General features: G+C 60.6%; 17 protein-coding genes. 9 read left to right on the plus strand and 8 right to left on the minus strand.

Going from position 1 to position 21,552, the window contains the following annotated elements; all coding sequences use genetic code 11:
* The first annotated feature begins 103 nt into the window (after positions 1 to 103).
* On the plus strand, positions 104 to 859 hold the full coding sequence (locus LQ215_RS13015) for a spermidine synthase (protein ID WP_230150317.1): 756 nt from the start codon (positions 104 to 106) through the stop codon (positions 857 to 859).
* 490 nt (positions 860 to 1,349) lie between these two features.
* Positions 1,350 to 3,023, plus strand: coding sequence for a DEAD/DEAH box helicase (locus tag LQ215_RS13020; RefSeq protein WP_230150319.1), 1,674 nt, complete (start codon positions 1,350 to 1,352; stop codon positions 3,021 to 3,023).
* Positions 3,024 to 3,215: 192 nt separating this feature from the next.
* On the opposite strand, the gene LQ215_RS13025 is transcribed toward LQ215_RS13020, so the two are convergent.
* A complete protein-coding gene (locus tag LQ215_RS13025; protein ID WP_230150321.1) occupies positions 3,216 to 3,983 on the minus strand; it encodes a DODA-type extradiol aromatic ring-opening family dioxygenase in 768 nt (255 codons plus the stop codon).
* Positions 3,984 to 4,086: 103 nt separating this feature from the next.
* Here LQ215_RS13025 and LQ215_RS13030 point away from each other — a divergent pair, with 103 nt between their 5' ends.
* Together LQ215_RS13030 and LQ215_RS29505 are read left to right on the plus strand one after the other, a co-directional pair.
* Entirely contained in the window at positions 4,087 to 4,740 is a 654-nt protein-coding gene (locus LQ215_RS13030; protein WP_230150322.1) for a thiopurine S-methyltransferase, read from the plus strand.
* A 283-nt stretch (positions 4,741 to 5,023) separates the two neighbouring features.
* A complete protein-coding gene (locus LQ215_RS29505) occupies positions 5,024 to 5,149 on the plus strand; it encodes a hypothetical protein (protein ID WP_290369109.1) in 126 nt (41 codons plus the stop codon).
* 334 nt (positions 5,150 to 5,483) lie between these two features.
* On the opposite strand, the gene LQ215_RS29510 is transcribed toward LQ215_RS29505, so the two are convergent.
* The 3 genes from LQ215_RS29510 to LQ215_RS13040 all read right to left on the minus strand — a co-directional run bounded on the left by LQ215_RS29510 (position 5,484) and on the right by LQ215_RS13040 (position 8,278).
* On the minus strand, positions 5,484 to 5,609 hold the full coding sequence (locus LQ215_RS29510) for a hypothetical protein (RefSeq protein WP_256572593.1): 126 nt from the start codon (positions 5,607 to 5,609) through the stop codon (positions 5,484 to 5,486).
* Between the two features lie 267 nt (positions 5,610 to 5,876).
* Positions 5,877 to 6,764 (minus strand): protease HtpX, encoded by an 888-nt coding sequence (gene htpX / locus LQ215_RS13035; RefSeq protein ID WP_003199411.1) that lies wholly within the window; start codon positions 6,762 to 6,764, stop codon positions 5,877 to 5,879.
* 302 nt (positions 6,765 to 7,066) lie between these two features.
* On the minus strand, positions 7,067 to 8,278 hold the full coding sequence (locus LQ215_RS13040; RefSeq protein ID WP_230150324.1) for a pyridoxal phosphate-dependent aminotransferase: 1,212 nt from the start codon (positions 8,276 to 8,278) through the stop codon (positions 7,067 to 7,069).
* A 220-nt stretch (positions 8,279 to 8,498) separates the two neighbouring features.
* On the opposite strand from LQ215_RS13040, the gene msrB reads away from it, so the two are divergent.
* From msrB to LQ215_RS13055, 3 genes are all read left to right on the plus strand, one after another.
* Positions 8,499 to 8,894, plus strand: coding sequence for a peptide-methionine (R)-S-oxide reductase MsrB (gene msrB, locus LQ215_RS13045; protein ID WP_230150326.1), 396 nt, complete (start codon positions 8,499 to 8,501; stop codon positions 8,892 to 8,894).
* 266 nt (positions 8,895 to 9,160) lie between these two features.
* Complete coding sequence (locus LQ215_RS13050) at positions 9,161 to 9,646, plus strand: glutathione peroxidase (protein WP_072408021.1); 486 nt, start codon at positions 9,161 to 9,163, stop codon at positions 9,644 to 9,646.
* The gene (locus tag LQ215_RS13055) at positions 9,643 to 10,104 is read left to right on the plus strand and encodes a MarR family winged helix-turn-helix transcriptional regulator (protein ID WP_230150328.1); all 462 of its coding nucleotides are present in this window, start codon (positions 9,643 to 9,645) and stop codon (positions 10,102 to 10,104) included. Before LQ215_RS13050 ends, LQ215_RS13055 begins: the two co-directional genes overlap by 4 nt.
* On the opposite strand, the gene LQ215_RS13060 is transcribed toward LQ215_RS13055, so the two are convergent.
* A complete protein-coding gene (locus tag LQ215_RS13060; RefSeq protein WP_230150330.1) occupies positions 10,088 to 12,409 on the minus strand; it encodes a hybrid sensor histidine kinase/response regulator in 2,322 nt (773 codons plus the stop codon). The two genes, LQ215_RS13055 and LQ215_RS13060, sit on opposite strands and share 17 nt — an antisense overlap.
* A gap of 163 nt (positions 12,410 to 12,572) precedes the next feature.
* Between LQ215_RS13060 and LQ215_RS13065 the strand changes: the two genes are divergently transcribed.
* On the plus strand, positions 12,573 to 13,463 hold the full coding sequence (locus LQ215_RS13065; RefSeq protein WP_230150331.1) for an ATP-binding protein: 891 nt from the start codon (positions 12,573 to 12,575) through the stop codon (positions 13,461 to 13,463).
* Positions 13,460 to 13,942: a GAF domain-containing protein gene (locus LQ215_RS13070; protein ID WP_230150332.1), complete on the plus strand. Its 483-nt coding sequence runs from the start codon at positions 13,460 to 13,462 to the stop codon at positions 13,940 to 13,942. The genes LQ215_RS13065 and LQ215_RS13070 overlap by 4 nt, the downstream gene beginning before the upstream one ends.
* On the opposite strand, the gene LQ215_RS13075 is transcribed toward LQ215_RS13070, so the two are convergent.
* The 3 genes from LQ215_RS13075 to LQ215_RS13085 form a co-directional block, all read right to left on the minus strand.
* Positions 13,943 to 16,891, minus strand: coding sequence for an HD domain-containing phosphohydrolase (locus LQ215_RS13075; RefSeq protein WP_230150334.1), 2,949 nt, complete (start codon positions 16,889 to 16,891; stop codon positions 13,943 to 13,945).
* Between the two features lie 117 nt (positions 16,892 to 17,008).
* Positions 17,009 to 20,629 carry a transporter substrate-binding domain-containing protein gene (locus LQ215_RS13080; protein ID WP_230150336.1) on the minus strand — a complete coding sequence of 1,207 codons (3,621 nt, stop codon included), beginning with the start codon at positions 20,627 to 20,629 and terminating at the stop codon, positions 17,009 to 17,011.
* Positions 20,630 to 20,640: 11 nt separating this feature from the next.
* Positions 20,641 to 21,267 (minus strand): response regulator transcription factor, encoded by a 627-nt coding sequence (locus tag LQ215_RS13085; RefSeq protein ID WP_014337291.1) that lies wholly within the window; start codon positions 21,265 to 21,267, stop codon positions 20,641 to 20,643.
* Positions 21,268 to 21,552 lie beyond the last annotated feature (285 nt).

The raw sequence follows: 21,552 nt of genomic DNA on the forward strand, positions 1-21,552 counted from the left end.
TCAGCAAATTAGTGCGTGACCTGCTCCGGTTGCTTCGCGGACAATCGCGCCTTTGTCCCGTATACGCAGGCTCAAGCCGGCAGGGCCACCATCAGGAGATGAAATGACAGAGGAGCGCGTCGAGCATTTGCTCGCCGAGGTGCACGACGAGTTCGGCATGATTCGCGTATTCGAAGTGGCCGATTACCGGTTTCTCGAGTTTGGCGATGCCATCGAGCAGAGTTGCGTGTTCACAGCCGATCCGAGCTGGCTCGAATATGACTACACCCGCGCCATGCTCATCGGCGCGTTATGTCACGAGCAGCCGGAAAGTGCGCTGTTTCTGGGGCTGGGCGCCGGTACGTTGACCCAGGCCTGCCTCAAGTTCCTGCCGTTGGAAGATGTCGAGGCCATCGAATTGCGCCCCGACGTGCCGCGCCTGGCCATCGAATACCTGGGGCTGGATGACGATCCGCGGCTGTACATCCGCGTCGGCGATGCGCTGGAACTGCTTGAAAGCGCCGAGCCGGCGGACTTGATTTTCGTCGACCTCTACACCGATGTCGGTCCCGGCGTCGGGCACCTGGCCTGGGGCTTCCTGGAAAACTGCCAGAAACGCCTCAACCCGGGCGGCTGGCTGGTGATCAACCAGTGGGCTACCGATGACGGCAAGCCATTGGGGGCGGCGCTGTTGCGCGGCTTGTACCACCGGCATTATTGGGAGCTGCCGGTGAAGGAGGGCAATGTGATCCTGATCGTGCCGGCGGAGCTGGATCAGGAGCTGGACATGCAGGGACTGGTCGCCAGGGCCGAGGGGCTGGCGCCGCGGCTGGGATACTCGTTGCTGTCGTTGATCAAGGCCATTCGCCCGGCGACTTGATCAAGCAAAGCCATAAATCCTTGTGACAAGTGAATGCTCCTGTGGCGAGGGAGCTTGCTCCCGCTGGGTCGCGAAGCGGCCCCCTTCGATTTCTGATATCAACCCAGGCGTCTGCTTCGCAGCCGAGCGGGAGCAAGCTCCCTCGCCACAGGGCTAAGTCGTCTGGAGATGAATCGTTTTAGCTGACTGTCCCAAGGCCTTGTGACAGCGAGCCCCATAACGGTGTCTGGCAATAAAAAAAGCTCCCTTTTCGGGCGAATTCCGGTATAGTGCGCGCCGGCCTTTAGCCGGGCCGCGTCAAGGTAGCGCAATTCCCCGAAGTCAGCTTCGGTTGCCTGTCCGCACAACGGATGCTTCCACGACGTTCTTTTTCATTCATTCGTTTTCGCAAATCCCCGCCGACAAAGCAGCCAGGGCGACTCTTGAGTCTCAACACGGCATGCGCAGCTTTGGAGCATGGGTCTTTGCGGATGCACTTAGAGGCAGACCCATGACCCAGGAAACCGGCGGCTTCGCCGCTTTTAATCTCAACCCGAACATTCTTGCTGCCGTCACTGCGACCGGCTACGAAGAACCTTCGGCGATTCAGCAGCAATCGATCCCGATCATCATGGCCGGCCACGACATGATTGGCCAAGCGCAAACCGGTACGGGTAAAACCGCTGCGTTCGCCCTGCCGATCCTGCATCGCATCGATCCTGCCAAGCGCGAACCGCAAGCCCTGATCCTGGCGCCAACTCGTGAGTTGGCGCTGCAAGTAGCAACCGCTTTCGAAACCTATTCCAAGCAGATGCCTGGCGTTACCGTTGTGGCCGTTTACGGCGGTGCCCCGATGGGCCCACAGCTAAAAGCCATCCGTAATGGCGCGCAGATCGTTGTCGCCACTCCGGGTCGCCTGTGCGATCACCTGCGTCGTGACGAAAAAGTCCTGGCCACCGTGAACCACCTGGTTCTCGACGAAGCCGACGAAATGCTCAAGCTGGGCTTCATGGATGACCTGGAAGTCATCTTCAAGGCCCTGCCGGAGACCCGCCAGACTGTATTGTTCTCGGCCACCTTGCCGCAATCGATCCGTGCCATTGCCGAACGCCACCTGCGCGATCCGCAACACGTGAAGATCCAGACCAAGACCCAGACTGTCACCGCGATCGAACAGGCTCACCTGCTGGTTCACGCCGACCAGAAGACTTCCGCCGTTCTCAGCTTGCTGGAAGTGGAAGACTTCGACGCCCTGATCATGTTCGTGCGCACCAAGCAAGCGACCCTGGACCTGGCCAGCGCCCTGGAAGCCAAAGGCTACAAAGCCGCTGCGCTGAACGGTGACATCGCCCAGAACCAGCGTGAGCGCGTGATCGACTCCCTCAAGGATGGCCGCCTGGACATCGTTGTGGCGACCGACGTCGCTGCCCGTGGCCTGGACGTTCCGCGCATCACCCACGTATTCAACGTGGACATGCCGTACGATCCGGAGTCCTACGTTCACCGTATCGGCCGTACCGGCCGTGCCGGTCGCGAAGGTCGTGCGCTGCTGCTGGTTACCCCGCGTGAGCGTCGCATGCTGCAAGTGATTGAGCGTGTAACTGGCCAGAAGGTGGCTGAAGTTCGTCTGCCGGACGCCCAGGCCGTTCTCGATGCCCGCATCAAGAAACTGACCAACAGCCTGTCGCCCCTGGTGGCTGACGCCGAATCGACCCACGGTGAGCTGCTTGATCGCCTGACCGCCGACATCGGTTGCACCCCACGCGCCCTGGCCGCCGCACTGCTGCGCAAGGCCACCAATGGCCAAGCGCTGAACCTGGCTGCAATCGAGAAGGAACGTCCCCTGGTGCCGAACAACGCACCGCGTGGCGATCGTCCTGAGCGCACTGGTGATCGTCCGGACCGTGGTGACCGCGAGCGTCGTGCGCCGATCCCGCTGGCCGAAGGTCGTGCTCGCTGCCGTACCGCGCTGGGTGCCCGTGACGGCATCGCTGCCAAGAACCTGCTGGGTGCCATCCTCAACGAAGGCGGCCTGGCCCGCGAAGCTATCGGCCGCATCCAGGTGCGTGACAGCTTCAGCCTGGTAGAGCTGCCGGAAGATGGTCTGGAAAAGTTGCTGACCAAGCTCAAAGACACTCGTGTGGCTGGCAAGCAGCTCAAGCTGCGTCGCTATCGCGAAGATTGATCGGCTCTTGGGCTGATTGATCGAACATGAAAAATCCCCGACTGGTTCGGGGATTTTTTTTGCCTGTCGTTTGGTGTTCTGTCATGGAAAGTGGTGTGGAGGCCAATCGCGAGCAAGCTCGCTCCCACAGGGGGGCGTGAGCGGCGAAAATCCAATGTGGGAGCGAGCTTGCTCGCGATTGAAGCGACCCGGTCAGTCGAACCGATAGATGTCCATCCCCAGCGTCCCCATCGTGAACCCCGCATGGGCAACACTGAACGTGCCCCCCGCACCCCGGGCAAAATACAGCGGCAGCAAGTGCTCATCGCTGGGATGACTGCGCACGGCGTTCGGCGCCTGGCGACGGTAATCATGCAGCGCGGCCTCGTCGTCGGCCGCCAGTTTCTCAACTATCCATTCGCGAAAGGCCTTGGCCCAGGGCTCGATGCTGTCAGGGCCTGCGTTCCAGTCCAGGTCGCGCAGGTTATGGGTGATGCTGCCGGAACCGATCAGCAAGATGCCCTGTTGGCGCAGGTTCGCCAGGGCCTGGCCGACCTGTGTCTGCAACACCGGTCCCTGGCGGCTGGGCAAGGAAACCTGCACCACCGGGATGTCGGCCTCGGGGTACATCAAGGACAATGGCACCCAGACGCCATGGTCGAACGGCCGTTGAGGATCGAGGCGTGCCGGCAGATCCGCGGCGTTGAGCATGTCTGCGACTTGCGTCGCCAGTTGAGGATCGCCAGGCGCAGGGTACTGCACCTCATACAGGGCTGGCGGAAAGCCGCCGAAGTCGTGCCAGGTGCGCGGCTGCGCATTGGCGCTGACCAACAGTTCGCTGCTTTCCCAGTGGGCGGACACGATGACGATGGCCCTGGGCTTGGGCAATTGAGCGGCCAGGCGAGCCAATGCCGGACCGCTGTCGCCAGGCTCCAGGGCGAGCATCGGTGAGCCATGGGAGATAAACAGGCTGGGCAGCATGAAGGAGCTCCTGAGCGTTAAGATGGGTCATCTTCCGTCAGGTCACTGATCTAAATCTAATATAAGTTTTAACCTGTTTTGATCGAATTTTTTGGAGTGAATCATGGAACCCGAGTTTTGGCACAAGCGCTGGTCATCGAACCAGATCGGTTTTCACTTGCCAGAGGTGAACCCTTACCTGCAACGTTTCTGGCCGCAACTGGGGCTGGCCCAAGGCAGTCGGGTGCTGGTGCCGTTGTGTGGGAAAAGCCTGGATCTGCTGTGGCTTGCCCATCAGGGGTATTCGGTGCTGGGCGTGGAGTTGTCGGAAAAAGCCGCCACGGATTTTTTCCTTGAGCATCAGCTTGAGCCGGTAGTGAGTGAAGAGGGTGCTTTCAAGGTGTTCCGTGCTGGTGATATCGAGATTCGCTGCGGTGATTTCTTTGCCCTGGGCCCGCAGGATGTGGCCGATTGCACGGCACTGTACGACCGCGCCGCATTAATCGCGTTGCCCCTGCCGATGCGCGAGCGGTATGCGGCCCATCTGCAGAAGATCTTGCCCAATGGCGTCGGATTGTTGATTACCCTGGATTACAACCAGGATGAAATGCCTGGCCCACCGTTCTCTGTCGGGGATGATGAGGTGCAGCGGCTGCTGGGAGGTGCCTGGCAGTTGGAGGTGTTGCAGGAGCAGGATGTGTTGGGGGAGAGTTGGAAGTTTTTGCAGGCGGGTGTGAAACGGCTGGATGAGCGGGTGTATCGGGTTTCCTGGCGTTGATGTTGCGTGTTTATGCGCGTGCCCACCGTTGATCCGCTGTGAACAATGACTCTGTGTTCATCGAGGATCCCCCTGTGGGAGCGGGCTTGCTCGCGAAGGCGTCAGTGCGGGCGGTACATAAACCAGTAGTCAAAAAAAGCCCGCATTATTTTAGTGGGGGGTATATCCGTTGCTGCGGTAACGGCTGCTTATGGTTCCGCTCTTACAGCGGCTCACTTTTGAAGAGCGCAAAAGTAAGCAAAACGCTTTTGCCCCACCACTTGGTGCCTCGCCTAGGCTCGGCATGCCCTCACTCCGGCATTGCTCCGTGGGCCGCCGCGAAGGGCCATCCATGGCCCAGCGCGGCTACCTCGGCGTCCATGCCGAGGTGCCCACTGCGCAATGCCTGCGTTCGGCCAGCGTGGTTTAACGGGGCGCCCCAGATCAAGATCCAAAGCAAGAGCAAGAGCAAGATCCAAAGCAACGGCGGCGGGGCACATGCTGGTATCTATGTGGCTGACCTACCGCTATCGCGAGCAAGCTCGCTCCCACAGTGGGCCTGCGGTGAACACAAGACTCATGAACACTCAAGATCCCCTGTGGGAGCGAGCTTGCTCGCGAAGAGGCCGGCACATCCAACATTTTCATTGGCTGACATACCGTCTTCGCGGGCAAGCCCGCTCCCACAGGAGAAACGCGGTCCCACCAAGAACCAGGTCGGCTACCAGGCCGCCTCGCGGTGGACTTTGATCTCGGGCGCCCCGTTAAACCACGCTGGCCGAACGCAGGCATTGCGTAGTGGGCATCCCGGCATGGATGCCGGGATAGCCGCGCTGGGCCATGGATGGCCCTTCGCGGCGGCCCACGGAGCAATGCCGGAGAGAGGGCATGCCGAGCCTAGGCGAGGCACCAAGTGGTGGGGCAAAGCGTTTTTGCTTACTTTTGGCGCTCTTCCAAAAGTGAGCCGCTGTAAGAGCGGAACCATAAGTCGCCGTTACCGCAGCAACGGATATACACACGACCCATCCGGAAAAAGGCGAGTAGATTTTTCCAAAAAAGCCAAAAAAAAACGACGCTTTCCATTTCTGAAGAAGCGCCGTTTTTCCTAAAGGAACAGCATTACGCATTTCTGCGGGTTTTCTCTTGAGGCTAACCGATCAACCCCGACGACGCAGTGCGTCAATGCGCTCTTCCAAAGGCGGGTGACTCATGAACATGCGAGCCAGGCCCTGCTTGATGCCACCGTTGATGCCAAAGGCATTCAGGGTGTCAGGCATGTGCACCGGCAAGCCTTGCTCGGCGCGCAGGCGTTGCAGGGCGCCGATCATGGCGCTGGTGCCGGCCAGGCGTGCACCGGCGTCGTCGGCGCGAAACTCGCGCTTGCGCGAGAACCACATGACGATGGCGCTGGCGAGGATGCCCAGTACCAGCTCGGCGAAGATGGTCGCCACGTAGTAGGCGATGCCCTGGCCTTCTTCGTTCTTGAAGATCACCTTGTCGACGAAATTACCAATGATCCGCGCGAAGAACATCACGAAGGTGTTCACTACGCCCTGGATCAGCGCCAGGGTCACCATGTCGCCATTGGCAACGTGGCCGATCTCGTGGGCCAGCACGGCCTTGACTTCATCGGGCGAGAAGCGTTCGAGCAAACCCTGGCTGACGGCGACCAGTGCGTCGTTCTTGTTCCAGCCGGTGGCGAAGGCGTTCGCCTCGTAGGCCGGGAAGATACCGACTTCCGGCATCTTGATACCGGCTTCGCGGGACAACTGCTCGACGGTTTGCAGCAGCCATTGCTCGTGGCGAGTGCGCGGCTGGCTGATGATCTGGGTGCTGGTGCTCATCTTCGCCATCCACTTGGAGATGAACAGCGAGAACAGGGAACCGGCGAAACCGAACACCGCACAGAAAATCAGCAGCTGATTGAGGTTGAGATCAACCCCATTGGCCGCCATGAACCCGTTGAAGCCGAAGAGGCTCAGGGTGATGCTGGCAATCAGCACGACCGCCAGGTTAGTGGCCAAGAACAGCAGGATGCGCATCATGGTTGTGAAAATCTCCTCGTGCTAAAGATGTAGCGTTATGCGGGGTATATAAGGTGCTGCCGCGGGCTATTCAACTCGCCGACTATTTCAAACTGTGTCCTACAAGCGTCCTAAATGCTTGAAAGACTTTTCTGAAAGTGACCAGGGAAAAGAAATGCGGTGCCTGCCCCCCGTGAACGTTGAGCCCCGATGCACAATGACCGTCCGATCCCCAGTGTAGAAGGCCCGACGTAGTCGGCTGAACGGATATGTTGCTGAATCAAACAGCGTGCGAGGCGAGGGCTCCCCGCACGCGGTCTGGTTTATTGACGATAGGACTTGAGGAAATTGCCGATCCGGCCAATGGCCTGGTCGAGGTCATCGACCCGCGGCAGGGTCACGACGCGGAAGTGATCCGGCCACGGCCAGTTGAACGCCGTGCCCTGGACCACCAGCAGCTTCTCGGACAGCAGCAGGTCGAGGACGAATTTTTCGTCGTTGTGGATCGGGCAGACCTTCGGATCGATCCGCGGGAAGGCATACAGCGCGCCCATCGGCTTGACACAGCTGACGCCGGGAATGTCGTTGAGCAGTTCCCAGGTTCGATTGCGCTGTTCCAGCAGCCGGCCCTGGGGCAGGACCAGGTCGTTGATGCTCTGGTAGCCGCCCAGCGCCGTCTGGATCGCATGCTGGCTCGGCACGTTGGCACACAGGCGCATGTTGGCCAGCATGTCGATGCCTTCGATGTAGCTATGGGCGTGATGCTTGGGGCCGGAAATGACGACCCAGCCTGAGCGGAAACCCGCTACCCGATAGGATTTGGACAGGCCGTTGAAGGTCAGGCACAGCAGGTCCGGTGCCAGGGATGCAGTGCAGATGTGCACGGCGTCGTCGTAGAGGATCTTGTCGTAGATCTCGTCGGAAAACACCACCAGGTTGTGCTGGCGGGCCAGTTCCAGCATGCCCAGCAGTACTTCCCTGGAGTACACGGCGCCGGTCGGGTTGTTCGGGTTGATGATCACCAGTGCCTTGGTATTGGGCGTGATCTTGGCCTTGATGTCCGCCAGGTCGGGAAACCAGTTGGCCTGTTCGTCGCACAAGTAATGCACCGGGTTGCCACCGGACAGGCTCACGGCAGCGGTCCACAGCGGATAGTCCGGCGCCGGTACCAGCACTTCGTCGCCGTTGTTGAGCAGGGCTTGCATGGACATCACGATCAGCTCGGACACGCCGTTACCCAGGTAGATGTCCTCGATGCCGACGCCTTCGACCTGCTTTTGCTGGTAGTACTGCATCACGGCCTTGCGGGCGCTGAACAGGCCCTTGGAGTCGCTGTAGCCCTGGGCGGTCGGCAGGTTGCGGATGACGTCCTGGAGGATTTCATCGGGCGCTTCGAAACCAAAGGGGGCCGGGTTACCGATGTTCAGCTTGAGGATGCGATGGCCTTCCTCTTCCAGGCGTTTGGCGTGCTTGAGCACCGGGCCGCGAATGTCGTAGCAGACGTTGGCGAGCTTGTTCGATTTGCTGACCTGCATGGCGATGTGTTCCCGAAAATGAACGATCCAGGCGGCGTATGAACTACCGTACTGGGAATCCTGCGTCTGTGCCCAGGCCAGACGCGGTATAGGCGCCACAATCCGTTTGAATGCGCATGACGTGACTGCCAGACTGGCGTCTGACGAGGCGCAATCATACGTGCCGCCCGATCTGCGGAAAAGCGTCGGATCGGGCTTTTTCAATTGCCGAGGTAGGACGATGGAAAAGCTGGAAAAAACCCTTGAAGAATGGCGCTCGATGCTTGACCCGGAGCAGTACAACGTCTGTCGGCTGAAGGGCACCGAACGGCCATTCTCCGGTAAATACAACGCCACCAAGACCGACGGCGTGTACCACTGCATCTGCTGCAACGAGCCATTGTTCGATTCGACGACCAAATTCGATTCCGGCTGTGGCTGGCCGAGTTTCTACGCGCCGATCGAGGGCAGCGCGGTGGTGGAGGTGCGGGACGTCAGCCACGGCATGATTCGCACCGAGGTGGTCTGCGCCAGATGCGATGCCCACTTGGGCCACGTCTTCCCCGACGGCCCGCCGCCCACGGGTTTGCGGTACTGCATCAACTCGGTGTGCCTGGATCTGGTCCCCCGAGAATAAATAGCGCGCAGTCCCTTGTGGCGAGGGGATTTATCCCCGTTGGGCTGCGCAGCAGCCCCTAGAACTATAACTTCGTTGTTCCTGGCTGATTGCATTCAACCTTTGAGGGCTGCTGCGCAGCCCAACGGGGATAAATCCCCTCGCCACAGGTTTGTGTTCGTCAGCAGACTGCCGGTACCAACGCTGCCGTTACAAATAATTAAATTGCATGCAATTTAATTGCTCGCTATCTTCAGCGTCCTCTTCTTCCCATCCGGAGCCTTGCCATGAGCGACAACCTGCTGAGCATCCCATGCACCACCATCAAGGGTGAGCAAAAGACCCTCGCCGATTTCGCCGGCAAGGCCGTGTTGGTGGTCAACACGGCCAGCCAGTGCGGGTTCACCCCGCAGTACAAGGGGCTTGAGGCGCTGTGGCAGACCTACAAGGACCAGGGCCTGGTGGTGTTGGGCTTTCCCTGCAATCAGTTCGGCAAGCAGGAGCCGGGCAACGAGGGGGCGATTACCGAGTTCTGCGAGCTGAACTTTGGCGTGAGTTTTCCCCTGTTCAAGAAAGTCGAAGTCAACGGCGCCAACGCCCATCCGCTGTTCGTCCAGCTTAAACAGCGGGCGCCCGGCGTGCTGGGGTCCAAAGGCATCAAGTGGAACTTCACCAAGTTCCTGATCGGCAAGGACGGCCAAGTGGTCAAGCGTTTTGCCCCGACCACCAAGCCTCAGGACCTGACCGGTGAGATCGAAGCGCTACTCAAATGAATGACCTGTCAGTCGATTCGCTGAAGCTCGACAGCCAGTTGTGCTTCAAGCTGTACGCTGCTTCGCGTGCAGTGATCCGGGGCTACAAGCCAATGCTTGATCAACTCGGCCTGACCTATCCGCAATACCTGGCGATGCTGGTGCTGTGGGAATGGCAGGACACGGCCCCGCCACAGCCGACGGTCAAGGCCCTGGGTGAGCGTTTGCTGCTGGATTCGGGCACGCTGACGCCGCTGCTCAAGCGCCTGGAGCAACTGGACCTGGTCCAGCGCCAGCGTTCGGCACGGGACGAACGAGAGGTGCACTTGAGCCTGACGGCTGCTGGGCGAGCCTTGCGTGAACAGGTCGGCCCGCTCAAGGCCCGCCTGTTGTGCGACAGCGGCATTGACCTGGACCGCCTCGGAACGCTGCGAGACGGTCTCGATCACCTGTTGGGCCAGATCAAAGCGCGGACGTAGTCGGCACCCACTGGTCCAGCACGGCCGCCAGTTCTTCGCGACGGAACGGCTTGGACAGGTAGTCGTTCATGCCGGCCGCACGGCAGCGCTCGCGTTCCTCGGGCATCGCGTTGGCCGTCAGGGCGACAATCGGCAGGTCCGACCAGCGCCCGCTTTGGCGGATCTGCCGGCTGGCTTCGTAACCATCCATCACTGGCATGTTGCAGTCCATCAACACCAGGTCGAACACTCGCTGTTCCAGTTGATCCAGGGCTTCGGCGCCGTGGGCCGCGACGGTGACTTCGCAGCCCAGCTTTACCAGCATCCCCTTGGCCACCAGTTGGTTGACCGGATTGTCCTCCACCAGCAGCACCCGTCCACGCCGGGACGGCGCCAGGGCTTCGATCTGGGCGTCATTGATGACGGTCGCCTCGCTTTGCATGGCGCGCCGCAGAATCTGGTACAGCGCATGGCGCGCCAGCGGCCGGGCCTGTTGGATCAGCGGGGCGAGGGCGGCGGCTTCTTCGCTGGGCATGAAGCTGCCATAGGCGGTCACCAGCAGGATCGGCGCGTCAAAGGTTGGCCGCAGGTTGAACAGGCATTCCGGACAGTCCGTGATCAGCACGTCAGGCTTGAGGCCCAGCACTCCGTCATCGATGGAGCGCTGCACATAATCCAGGCCCCATCCCGGCAACAGCATGCCCAGCAACTCGGCCAGGCCGCTGCTGCTGGCGGTGATCGCGACGACGTTGCCGCGCAATGGTTCGACCGGCGTTGCCGGGAGATGGCAGGGCAGGGGCAGGTCGGCACAGAACTGACTGCCAAAGCCGGCTTCGGAGCTGATCGTCAACCGACCCTGCATGGCTTCGCAGAGGTTGTAGGTCAGTGCCAGGCCCAGCCCGGTGCCACCAAACTGGCGGGTGATCCCGGCGCCGGCCTGGGTGAACGGCTGCAGGATTCTCGCCTGGGCTTCCTGGGGGATGCCGATGCCCGTGTCGCAGACGTCGATGCGCACGCCGCCCTCGTAATGGCTCAACTTCACGTCAACCCGGCCGAAGCGCGTGAATTTCAACGCATTGGACAGCAGGTTGCTGACGATCTGGCGCACCCGGGTCGGGTCGCCGAGTACCTGCGCCGGGAATTGCGGGTCGATCAGGCAGGCCAGTTCAACGCTGGGGGCTGCGTTCTGGGACAGCAGGTTGGCGGTATCCTCCACCAGGGAACCGAGGTCGAACGGAATGCGTTCGAGCTCCAGTTGCCCGGCGTCGAATTTCGACAGGTCGAGGATGTCGTTGAGCAGTTCGACCAATACCTTGCCCGAGTCATGGGCAATCGATAGCTGCTGCTGTTGTTCGGCCGTCAGGGGACCGTCCAGGGACAGGGCGATCATTCCCAGCAGGCCGTTGAGCGGTGTGCGGATCTCGTGGCTCATGTTGGCGAGGAACACAGAGCGAGCCTCGGCCATGTCCAGGGCCGTGCGCCGGGCCACTTCCAGTTCCTCGTTGGACTGGCTTAGGCGGGCGTTGCTGGCCTTGAGTTCGGCGGTGCGTGCCGAAACGATGTTCTCCAGTTGCGCGAGGTATTCGGTGAGACGATTTTCGGCCGTGCGCCGCTGCTGGATTTCAGTGGAGATATTTTCGAATTGCTGGTTGGCAACGGAAACCAGCACGCCGATCTCATCGGACTGGTGGCCGGCTGGGCATTCCAGGTGGCTCTGTTCGCTGCTGCTCGGATCGCGGCTGCTCAGTTCGCGGATGACCCGCACCAGGGGCTTGGTCAGCATCACGTAGAACAGTGCCAGCAGCAGGCCGGTCAGGATCAGGCTGCGGGCGAAGCCGTTGAGCAAGGTGACTTCGGCCCGGCGCAGGAAACGACTGCCGAACGCATAGGTGTCGACGTCCAGTCGCAGCATGCCCAGGGATTCGCTGGGCAAGTGATCCAGGTAGAGCCGGTCCTCGAACTGACGCTGGGCGCCGAACAGGAAGTCGCTGATGAACCGGTAGCTGCTTTGCAGCTCGGGTCGCTTGACGCTGGCGAGCACGGTATTGTTGTTGTCGATCAGCTCGGCCCCGATGATGGCCGGTGAGCGCAACAGGCCCATGGACAGCTCCTGGGCGAGTTCGGCGTCGATGTTGTAGGCGATGCGTGAGGCCGGGTTGTGGCTGATTTCCAGCAGCGAGAGGATTTCACGGTTGATCGACGCGTCTTCGCTGGCATAATCGATGCCGATCTGCATCAGACTGAGCAAGGTGCCCAGCACGAAGCCCACCAGGACGGTCAGGCGGGCCTGCTTGTAGGAAAGCCGTTGGGTGAATCTGATGTCCATTGAGTGATGAACCACTTACGTTTCCCTTCGCCGGTCAAGCATAGCTGATCATCTCTGAAGTCCGGTGCGGCCGGTGTGTATTGTGTGAAGTAGACACGCCATTGGATACGGCGTTTCGTTGCTGTAGCGCCATCATTACTGTGAACCTGTCCAAGGAGAAGACGTGGACTCGCGATTGAATGCTTTTCTTGAGCGTGCCGATGCCGTGCTGGCCCGGATCGAGCCTTTGCTGCCGGCGCCCCGGCCCACCATCGACTGGACCCAGACCCTGGCCGCCCGCTGGCAGCGTGATGGCCGTAGTGGCTACCTGTTGCCGCTGCAGGTCAGCCTGGACATGCGCCTGTCGGACCTGATCGGCGTGGACCGCCAGGTCGAACAACTGGGCCGCAACACCCGGCAGTTCATCGATGGCATGCCCGCCAACCATGCCTTGCTCTGGGGCTCGCGTGGCACCGGCAAGTCGTCCCTGGTACGCGCCCTGTTGGCTGAACATGCCCAGCAGGGCCTGCGCTTGATCGAGATCGAACGCGATCACCTGGCCGATCTGCCCCGGCTGGTCGAGCAGGTTGCGAAACTGCCCCAGCGCTTCGTGTTGTTCTGCGATGACCTGTCGTTCGAAGCCGGGGAAGGCGATTACCGGGTGCTCAAGAGCGTGTTGGATGGATCCCTGGAGCAGGCGCCGGACAATGTGCTGCTGTATGCCACGTCCAACCGTCGTCACTTGGTGCCGGAAAAGGAAAGCGACAACGAGAACTGGAAACGGGTCGACGGCGAACTTCACCCCAGCGAAGCAGTAGAGGACAAGATCGCCTTGTCCGACCGCTTTGGCCTGTGGCTGTCGTTTTATCCGTTTACCCAGGAGCATTTCCTCAACGTGGTGGAACATTGGATCGGCGAACTGGCGGCCAAGGCCGGGCTGGCCTGGCAGCGCGACGAAGCGCTGGATGTGCTGGCGGTGCGCTGGGCTACCGGTCGCGGCAACCGCAACGGACGTTGCGCTTATCAGTTTGCCCGTTATTGGGTAGGCCTTAAATTGTTGGAGCACAAGGCATGATCGATTTGAAGGGCAGTGGAGTCGGCCTTGACGGCTACGCGTTGTTATCGGCACAGCTGGAATCCTTGCTGGCCGATGAGCGTGACTTCATCGCCAATGCCGCGCAGTTCTCGGCTTTGCTGTCCAGTCAATTGGATGATCTGAACTGGGCCGGCTTCTACCTCAATCGCAACGAAGAGCTGGTCCTGGGACCGTTCCAGGGCCAGATCGCCTGCGTGCGGATCCCCTTTGGCCGCGGCGTGTGTGGTACGGCGGCCGCAACCCGGCAGACCCAGCGCGTCGAAGACGTCCATGCCTTCGCCGGGCACATCGCCTGCGACAGCGCGTCGAACAGCGAGCTGGTAGTGCCGCTGGTCAAGGATGGGCGCCTGATCGGCGTGCTCGACCTGGACAGTCCGAAGCTGGCGCGCTTTACCGAACATGATCAAGCCGGCATCGAGCAGTTGGCCGCGATATTCCTGCGCCTGACGGATTGCTGATCATACCTTCAACCCTGCCTTGACCAGCAGGCCGTGGGGATCGACTTCATCGACCTGCTGCGGGTCGAGGAACTGGTGGGCGTAGCTCAGGTAGATTTTTTCATCGATGAACAGCCCGAACAGCTCGGGATCGATATGGGCGTCACGGCACATGGTGGCCATGATGCCCAGGGCCTCGCTCAGTTTCTTCGCTTTCTTGTAGGGACGGTCAGCTGCCGTCAGCGCTTCGAAAATGTCGGCAATGGCCATCATGCGCGCCGGCAGGCTCATCTCTTCGCGTTTGAGGCGCTTGGGATAACCACTGCCATCCATCTTCTCGTGATGACCGCCAGCGATCTCCGCCACATTGTCCAGGTGACTGGGGAAGGGCAACTGGCTGAGCATCAGGATCGTCTGCACCATGTGATGGTTGATGACGTAGCGCTCCTCGCGGGTCAGCGTGCCCCGGGGGATGCTCAGGTTGTAGAGCTCGCCGCGGTTGTATTTCCAGGCCGGTACATCGAGCTGGAAGCCCCACGGGTTGTCCGCCGGAATCAGTTCGGCTTCGTGGTGCTCGAGCAGGTGCTCGGGCTTGTCTGCCAACAGCGGCTCAGTGACCGGTAGTGTTGGCTTGGGCGTGCGGCCCTGGCGTCGGTTCTCTTCCCAGGAAACCCCCAGGCGGTCGTCGAGCGTGCGGGTCCAGGGGCGTTGGGCAATTTGTTGCAGGCGTTGCAGATCGGCCTCGGCCATGGCTTCGGAGCCCAGGTTGCAGCGGGCGACAAAAGCAAAGTCGTCATCCAGGGCCGTCAATGTCGCATCGCGCCGCTGCGCCAGGGATGCCGGCTCGCCGCCGCTGGCCACGGCCTGCCAGTAATCGACCCAGGCGTCGCGCTTGAGCACCTCGAAGCGGGTGCGTATCTCGTGGATCCGGTCGTTCAGGGTTTCCAGCTTGGTGGCTTTGTCGACCACGTATTCGGGGGTGGTGACCTTGCCGCAATCGTGCAGCCAGGCGGCGATGTGCAGGGCTTCCCATTCATCCTCCGTTGGCCGATAGGCGTCGAATGCCGGTGCCTGGCTGGCAGCGGCGGCCTGGGCGAGCATCAGGGTCAAAACCGGCACCCGCTGGCAATGGCCGCCGGTATAGGGGCTCTTGGCATCGATCGCGCCGGCCAGCAATTGAATGAAGGCGTCCAGCAACTGCTTTTGCCTGGCTTGCAGGCGCTGGCCCTCGATGCTCACGGCGGCGACACCGGACACCGCCTGCAGGAAGGCGATGCGGTCGGGCTGCAGTTTTTCCAGGTCCGCTTCGGTGCCGCTGTCGGTGATCAGCAGTACCAGTACGCCGACGGTTTCCTGGTGGCGATTGCGCAGGCGAATACCGATCAAGTGGACCCGCGGCGAGTCCAGTGCCCGCAGGACGCTCTGCAGATCGCCCGCCTGTTCGAAGCCCAGGGAGGCCACGAGGTTGTCCGAGATGGCCAATTGCTGGAGCCATTGCGGGCTGTCGCCAGCCTGGAACGCATGACTGCGCAGCTTGAAGGCGTCGAGGTCCCTGGGTGTGCCATCGATTACCAGCCCATAGGGCTTGACCCGATTGTCGTCGTTCTCGCGCAGGTAGATCAGGCCGGCCTGGGCCTGGCCGATTTTCACGGTTTCAAATAACACCCGTTCCAGCAACGGGGCGAAGCGGGTTTCGGCGCGCAGGCTGGCGGTGATTTCAAAAAAACTCGCCAAGGTTTCTTTCATGCGCGCCATCGACACGCTCAACTGATCGACTTCCAGCACCGGGGAGCGACGGGACACCGGGTAGTTGAAGTCAAAGCTGCGAATGGCATCGGCCTCCTGCACCAGTTCGCGCAAAGGCTTGACCAGGATCCTGGAGGTCAGCCAACCCAGGGGCAGGCACAGCAGCAAGGTGGCGAGGGTGATAAGCGCGCCTTGCCAGCGCATGCGATAGGCATTGTCCAGCAGTTCATCCTCAGGGACCAGCAACGCCAGTTCCAGGCCTTGGGGCCCGCCTTCCTGCATGTGGCTGCGAGAAACGATCCACTGGCGTCCAGCCGCTTCCAGGCGCGTGGTGTCGGTGTTGTCGTCGAGCGCGGCAGCGATGGCCGGGCTGAGGTCACGGGCCTTGATCAGGTGTGCCGACTGGGCGTCGGCGAGCAGCCGGCTGCTGTCGGGGTAGCCCACTGCGTTGCCCGTGGGATCGAGCAGGACGATTTCGGTGCCGGTGGTCACCTTGTGCTTGGCCAAGGTCTGGGACAGGGCCGCCAGGGTCAGGTCGGCGCCGATGACAGCCTGCTCGCCACTGCGCCGGGCGAGGGTGGTGCCGACGTTATGGGTGGAGAAAAAAACGTAGGGCTCGGTGGTGATCTGCTCGGTGCTGCCGGCGGCGCTGCGAAACCAGCTGCGGCTGCGTGGATCGTAGGTCTCGTCGGCTATGTCCCGGCGCCCGATGAGCGTCAGCGTCTGGTCGTAGAACAGCGACTGGGAAAAAACCGGGCCTTGCTCGGTGGCCCGCTCAACGGTCCAGACCTGGTAGGCCGCCTCGGTGGGGGCCTGCAGGGCGGCTTTCAGGGCCGCGGTGCGCAGTGGCCGGACCATCAGGAAGTTGCCGTGATGATCGCCCAGGTATAACGACGCCAGGTTCGGGTTGTCCCGCAGTGCCTGGCTGAAGGGCACGAGCAGGGCCAGGCGTTGCGCCATCTGGGGCGTGCGCGTCGCCGGATAGTCGGCCAGCAGGCTCAACAGGTGGCGGATGGGTTCGTAGGTGTCGTACAGATCCAGGCGCACATCCTGTTCAATACGGTTGAACAGTTTTTCACTGCTGGACAGGATGATTTGCGTGGTTTGCCGATAATTGAAAATCCCCAGTACCACGCCGGTCAGCAACAGAAGCAGGGTAAACATCACGCTGATGTGGACGTGCAGGGGGAACCGGCGTTTTTCCGGACGCGGTGCGCTGGGCATTGCAGTCACTCCAAGTGTCAGGGGGCGTTCTCGATGGGTGTTCCCGCGTGCAGGGGAAACCGCTCGAGACCCCCCCCAGGTACGCACTGCTGAGCGAATAGCATAGTAAATGCTGGATTATTTTGCCTTGGCGATCTCCGTTTCGAGGGCCCGCTCCAGTTCGCTCATGGCGCGGTCAAGGGCGTCGACGCAATCGCTGATTCGCCCAGGTACCTGCGTCTGGTGACAAGCGTGCTCCAACGCCTCGCACCGCTGGATCAGCGAGGTCGCCTGGACGATGCGGGCGACGCCTTTTATCTTGTGCGCTATTTCGCTCAGCGCTTGCCGGTTTGCGTCGCGGGCGACGTCGAGCAACTCCTGGCGGTCCGAGCGGCTGCTGCTGAGCAATTCAGCGAGCAGGCGCTGGTTGGACGAAGGGTCGCCGCCGGTCAACGCCTGCAGGCTTTGTACGCTGAAAACCGCTGGGTGGCCGCTGGGTTTGACCGCTTTGATCCATTGGCTCAAGGCGCTCAGGCTGATCGGCTTGAACAGGCAGTCGTCCATCCCCGCGTCCTGGCAGCGTTGTTTTTCCTCCGGTTGTGCATTGGCGGTGAACCCCAGGAGGGTACAGGGTGGCCGTTGCTGCTCGGACTCGTGGCGACGAATCGACCGGGCCAATTCATAGCCGCTCATGATGGGCATGTTGCAATCGGCGATGACCAGGTCGAAATGGTTTTTTCGCCAGACCTCGAGCCCGTGGGCACCATCATGGGCGACCTGATAATGATGGCCCAGGTACTCCAATTGTTGCGACATCAGCAGGCGGTTGGCGGGATGATCATCCACGATCAGGACATTCAGGGTGGCCTGGGCCGTTTCGATGACCGGTTCAGGTGGGGGGCTGACCGGCGCTGTCGACAGGACGCTCAGTTGCAGGTGGACCTGAACCTGGGTGCCGACGCCAGGTTGGCTGCTCATGTGCAGGCTGCCGCCCATCATCTGGCACAGGTTGCGACTGATCACCAGCCCCAACCCCGCGCCGTTGCGGGCCATCCGGTTGGTGTTATCGACCTGGGCAAAAGGCTCGAACAACCGTTGCAGGTCCGCCGGACCAATACCAATGCCGCTGTCGTTGACCGCCAGGTGCATCTGCAGGACGTCGTCACTGTCGGTTGGAGACAGCTGGACCTTGATCTCTACTTGGCCCTGCTCGGTAAATTTGAGGGCATTGCTGATCAGGTTCGACAGCACCTGTTTGAATCGCAACGGGTCCATCAACACGTCAGGGCTGCCCTCGGCGGCGTCGAATCGCAGGGACAACACCAGGTTTTTCTGCCGGGCCACGCCCTCGAATACCCGTATGACCGATTGCAGCAGGGCCCTGAGATTGACTCGCTCGGGGGCCAGGCTCAGGTGGCCGGATTCGATACGGGCGATGTCCAGGATGTCGCCAATCAGTTCGAGCATACCGGAGGCTGACTCGTACGCGACTTCGATGGTCGAGCGGTCCACGTGGCCTTTGTCAGCGTGTTTCAGGGCCAGCTCCAGCATGCCGATCACTGCGTTCATGGGGGTGCGGATTTCATGGCTCATGGTTGCCAGGAACGTGCTTTTGGCGCGGTTCGCGTCATCGGCCTGTTGCTTGGACGCACGCAGCTCCTCGAACAGCTGGCGCCGTTCACTGATGTCGATCCAGCCGCCGATGATGCCTTGCACTTCGGCGGCGGAGTTTCGGTAGGGGAGGATCCAGTGATAGATCGTCAGTTTCCTGTCCCCGATGTGCAGGGGCCGATCCATGATCAGGGCGGTGCCTTCGGCCATGACCCGTTGGTAGTCCGCCTGGTACTCCTGCGCTTCGAAGGCGTTGCTCATGGAACCTGGCATCAGGTTCTTGCCAATGACGTCTTCGCGTTTGACGTCGAACGTTTGCAGGTAACTGTCGTTGCAGCTTTGCAGGATGCCGTTGCGATCCCTCACATAGATGGGGTGGGGGGTGCCGTTGAGCAGCGAATGCATGAATTCGAGTTGATCATTGAGGGCCAGTTCCGCCCGTTGGCGTTGCCTGATCTGGTGCTGCATATAGGCGTTCCATGCCAGGGAAAACAGCAGCAACACGCCGACGCCCGCGCCGATCTGGAGGAACAGGCGGTTGTAGGTGCGCCAGGTGTGTTCCGAGGGGGAGACGTAACCGCGCCAACGGTTGTTGATCACGCCCAGTTCGTCAGGGTCGATGCTGGTCAGGGCCTTGTCGAGGATGGCGTTCAACTCTGTAGCGTTTTTTGCCGTGGCCAGCGCGAACATGGCCTGTTGGGTGCCCACCGTGCTGCTGATTTGCAACCTGTCGCGCCATGCGTAGGAAGAAATGAAGTAGTTGGCCATCACCTGCGAGTTCACGCTGCCGTCGACCTGGCCATGGGCAAGCATTTCCACGGCGCGCAAGGGGCCGTCCGTTTCGATGATCTGGATGTCTGGGTACTGGCTGCGTAGCCATTCAATGATCGGATTACCCTGGGCGATTGCCAGGCTGGCGTGGCCGAACTGATCGAGTGTCGTGGGCGTGTCGGACTGTTTGCGAGTCAGCAGGACGAACGAGCTGTCGACATAGGGGCGGCTGAACTTCAACTGGAGTTGTCGTTCACCGCTGGGCAAAAGTGCGGCGATCATGTCGGCTTGATCGTTGAGGACCGCAGCAATCATTTCGCTGTCGTTCTGGCGGCGCTGGATGTCCAGGCGCAGGCCGGTGCGCAGCCGGATCAGTTCCAGCAGGTCGGCACTGATGCCGCGAAAGTCCCCGTCCGCATCGAAGAAGGTGAAGGGCGCGGAGGTTTCGTTCACCACCACCCGGACCACCGGATGCCTCGCCAGCCAGCGTTGCTCGCGGTCGGTCAGTTGTATCCTGTGGTCCGTGAGGTACAGATCGCTGCCGGCACTCCAGCGCTTGGAGATGGCGGCTTGTTCGGCAATGGAGACCTGGTTCAGCGTAGCGTTGATGACTTCCAACAGGCGGGTATCGCTACGTCGTACGGCGAAACCGAACCCATGGGATTCATGTTTGCCGAAGCTGGCCATGCGGATATTGCTCAGGTAGCCCTTGTTGATCATGTAATGGGTGGAAAGGGTATCGCCGAGGAATACATCGGCCTGGCCGAAGGCGACGGCGTTGATGGCATTCTGGTAGGACGGATAGGTGGTGATGATTGCCTTGGGGTAGAGTTTTTCAATTTCCCGTAGCGGCAGATAGTGATAGACCATGCTCAGCCGCAACCCCTCGAGATCGTCGGTCAGGGATCGGCTTTCATTCGTTCGGGTGACGAGAACGGGTTGGTCCACAGCGTACGGCGTCGACAGCACAATGTCGGGGTTGCGGGCTTCGAAACCGTTGGCGGTGCCAAGCATATCGATTTGCCCATCCTTGAGTGCGGCCATGGCCGCCTCGCGGGAACCGAAGCGCAGGACGCTCATGGGCAGGCCGGTGGCCTTGGCGATGATGCCGGCATAATCGGCCGTCAGGCCTTCGTAGTCGCGTCCGCTGGTGGAGAGATCGAAGGGCGGGTAATCCGGGGCGGAAGTTCCCAGGACCAGCGCTTGCCGATCCTGTATCCAGGCGCGGTGAACATCATCCAGCTTGACCTCGGTATGGGCCATGGTCGAGCGACCCAGCAGGATATATTGCTCGGGCGCATTCGCAGCCGCCGCGAGCATTCCTGCATATAGCACTGCACTGATCAGCAGGAGACATTCGGTTATGCGTCTGAGCATCCTGTTTTTTCTCACACCAGCGCGTTGCGCTTCGCCATTTCAATCAGCTCGACCAAGGACTTGACCTTGAGCTTCTGCATCAGCCGTTTCTTATAAGTACTAACGGTTTTATTGCTGAGAAACATGCCCTTGGCTATTTCCTTGTTGGTACGACCCTGGGCAAAAAGTTGCAGCACCATCAGTTCCCGATCATTGACACTTTTGAAAAGGTCCAGCTCGATACTGCGTGGGTCATCCGGGCGTACCGGATTCAGCGCCTGGCTGGGAAAATAGTTATAGCCGGACAATACCGCTTTGATTGCGCTGACAAGTTCGCTGAGGTCTTCCTGTTTACACACGTAGCCAGAGGCGCCGGACTGCATGCATCGAATGCCGAAGAGCGTCGGCGACTGGGCCGTGAGCACCAGCGTCTTGAGCGGCGTGGTCATGGCGTTGAAGCGCGAGAGAATTTCCAGCCCGTCGAGTTTGGGAATACTGATGTCCAGGATAACCAGGTCCGGCATGCATTCGCGCACCATTTGCATCGCGTCGACGCCGTTGTCAGTTTCTCCAACGACCTTATAGCCCTCATGCTCCAGAAGCATCCGAACGGCGAGGCGGATGACCGGATGATCGTCGACAATGAAAACGGAGTTCATGAATAAATTACCCTGCGAACTTGAATAAAGCGCGCACCTTAGCCCACTTACAACCAGGGCCGTACGAAGAGACAGGCATGCAACTTCAATTTCAGAAGTTTCCTACAAAAAAAGAGGCAAGATATTACGATGTAATAGGGTTTTTAGTAGGCGGATGAAATAGGGCGGAGGGAGGCTGGTCGTTTGTGAAAGGATATTTCTTTCGGTGGGATGTTTATGCAAACAACTGGGGCACGGGTTTGTTCAATAGTGCGTGCAAGTTCACGTTGTGAAACTTGCACGATG

The sequence above is a fragment of the Pseudomonas brassicacearum genome (assembly GCF_918698105.1).
Taxonomy (GTDB): domain Bacteria; phylum Pseudomonadota; class Gammaproteobacteria; order Pseudomonadales; family Pseudomonadaceae; genus Aquipseudomonas; species Aquipseudomonas brassicacearum_F.

Bases quoted from the DNA above. Each gene is read 5' to 3' on its own strand.
- LQ215_RS29505 (WP_290369109.1), top strand. From the start codon at position 5,024: ATGCCCTCACTCCGGCATTGCTCCGTGGGCCGCCGCGAAGGGCCATCC.
- htpX (WP_003199411.1), bottom strand. From the start codon at position 6,764: ATGATGCGCATCCTGCTGTTCTTGGCCACTAACCTGGCGGTCGTGCTG.
- LQ215_RS13085 (WP_014337291.1), bottom strand. From the start codon at position 21,267: ATGAACTCCGTTTTCATTGTCGACGATCATCCGGTCATCCGCCTCGCC.
- LQ215_RS13030 (WP_230150322.1), top strand. From the start codon at position 4,087: ATGGAACCCGAGTTTTGGCACAAGCGCTGGTCATCGAACCAGATCGGT.
- LQ215_RS13025 (WP_230150321.1), bottom strand. From the start codon at position 3,983: ATGCTGCCCAGCCTGTTTATCTCCCATGGCTCACCGATGCTCGCCCTG.
- LQ215_RS13080 (WP_230150336.1), bottom strand. From the start codon at position 20,629: ATGCTCAGACGCATAACCGAATGTCTCCTGCTGATCAGTGCAGTGCTA.
- LQ215_RS13070 (WP_230150332.1), top strand. From the start codon at position 13,460: ATGATCGATTTGAAGGGCAGTGGAGTCGGCCTTGACGGCTACGCGTTG.
- LQ215_RS13020 (WP_230150319.1), top strand. From the start codon at position 1,350: ATGACCCAGGAAACCGGCGGCTTCGCCGCTTTTAATCTCAACCCGAAC.
- LQ215_RS29510 (WP_256572593.1), bottom strand. From the start codon at position 5,609: ATGCCCTCTCTCCGGCATTGCTCCGTGGGCCGCCGCGAAGGGCCATCC.
- LQ215_RS13075 (WP_230150334.1), bottom strand. From the start codon at position 16,891: ATGCCCAGCGCACCGCGTCCGGAAAAACGCCGGTTCCCCCTGCACGTC.
- LQ215_RS13040 (WP_230150324.1), bottom strand. From the start codon at position 8,278: ATGCAGGTCAGCAAATCGAACAAGCTCGCCAACGTCTGCTACGACATT.
- LQ215_RS13055 (WP_230150328.1), top strand. From the start codon at position 9,643: ATGAATGACCTGTCAGTCGATTCGCTGAAGCTCGACAGCCAGTTGTGC.
- LQ215_RS13060 (WP_230150330.1), bottom strand. From the start codon at position 12,409: ATGGACATCAGATTCACCCAACGGCTTTCCTACAAGCAGGCCCGCCTG.
- LQ215_RS13015 (WP_230150317.1), top strand. From the start codon at position 104: ATGACAGAGGAGCGCGTCGAGCATTTGCTCGCCGAGGTGCACGACGAG.
- msrB (WP_230150326.1), top strand. From the start codon at position 8,499: ATGGAAAAGCTGGAAAAAACCCTTGAAGAATGGCGCTCGATGCTTGAC.
- LQ215_RS13050 (WP_072408021.1), top strand. From the start codon at position 9,161: ATGAGCGACAACCTGCTGAGCATCCCATGCACCACCATCAAGGGTGAG.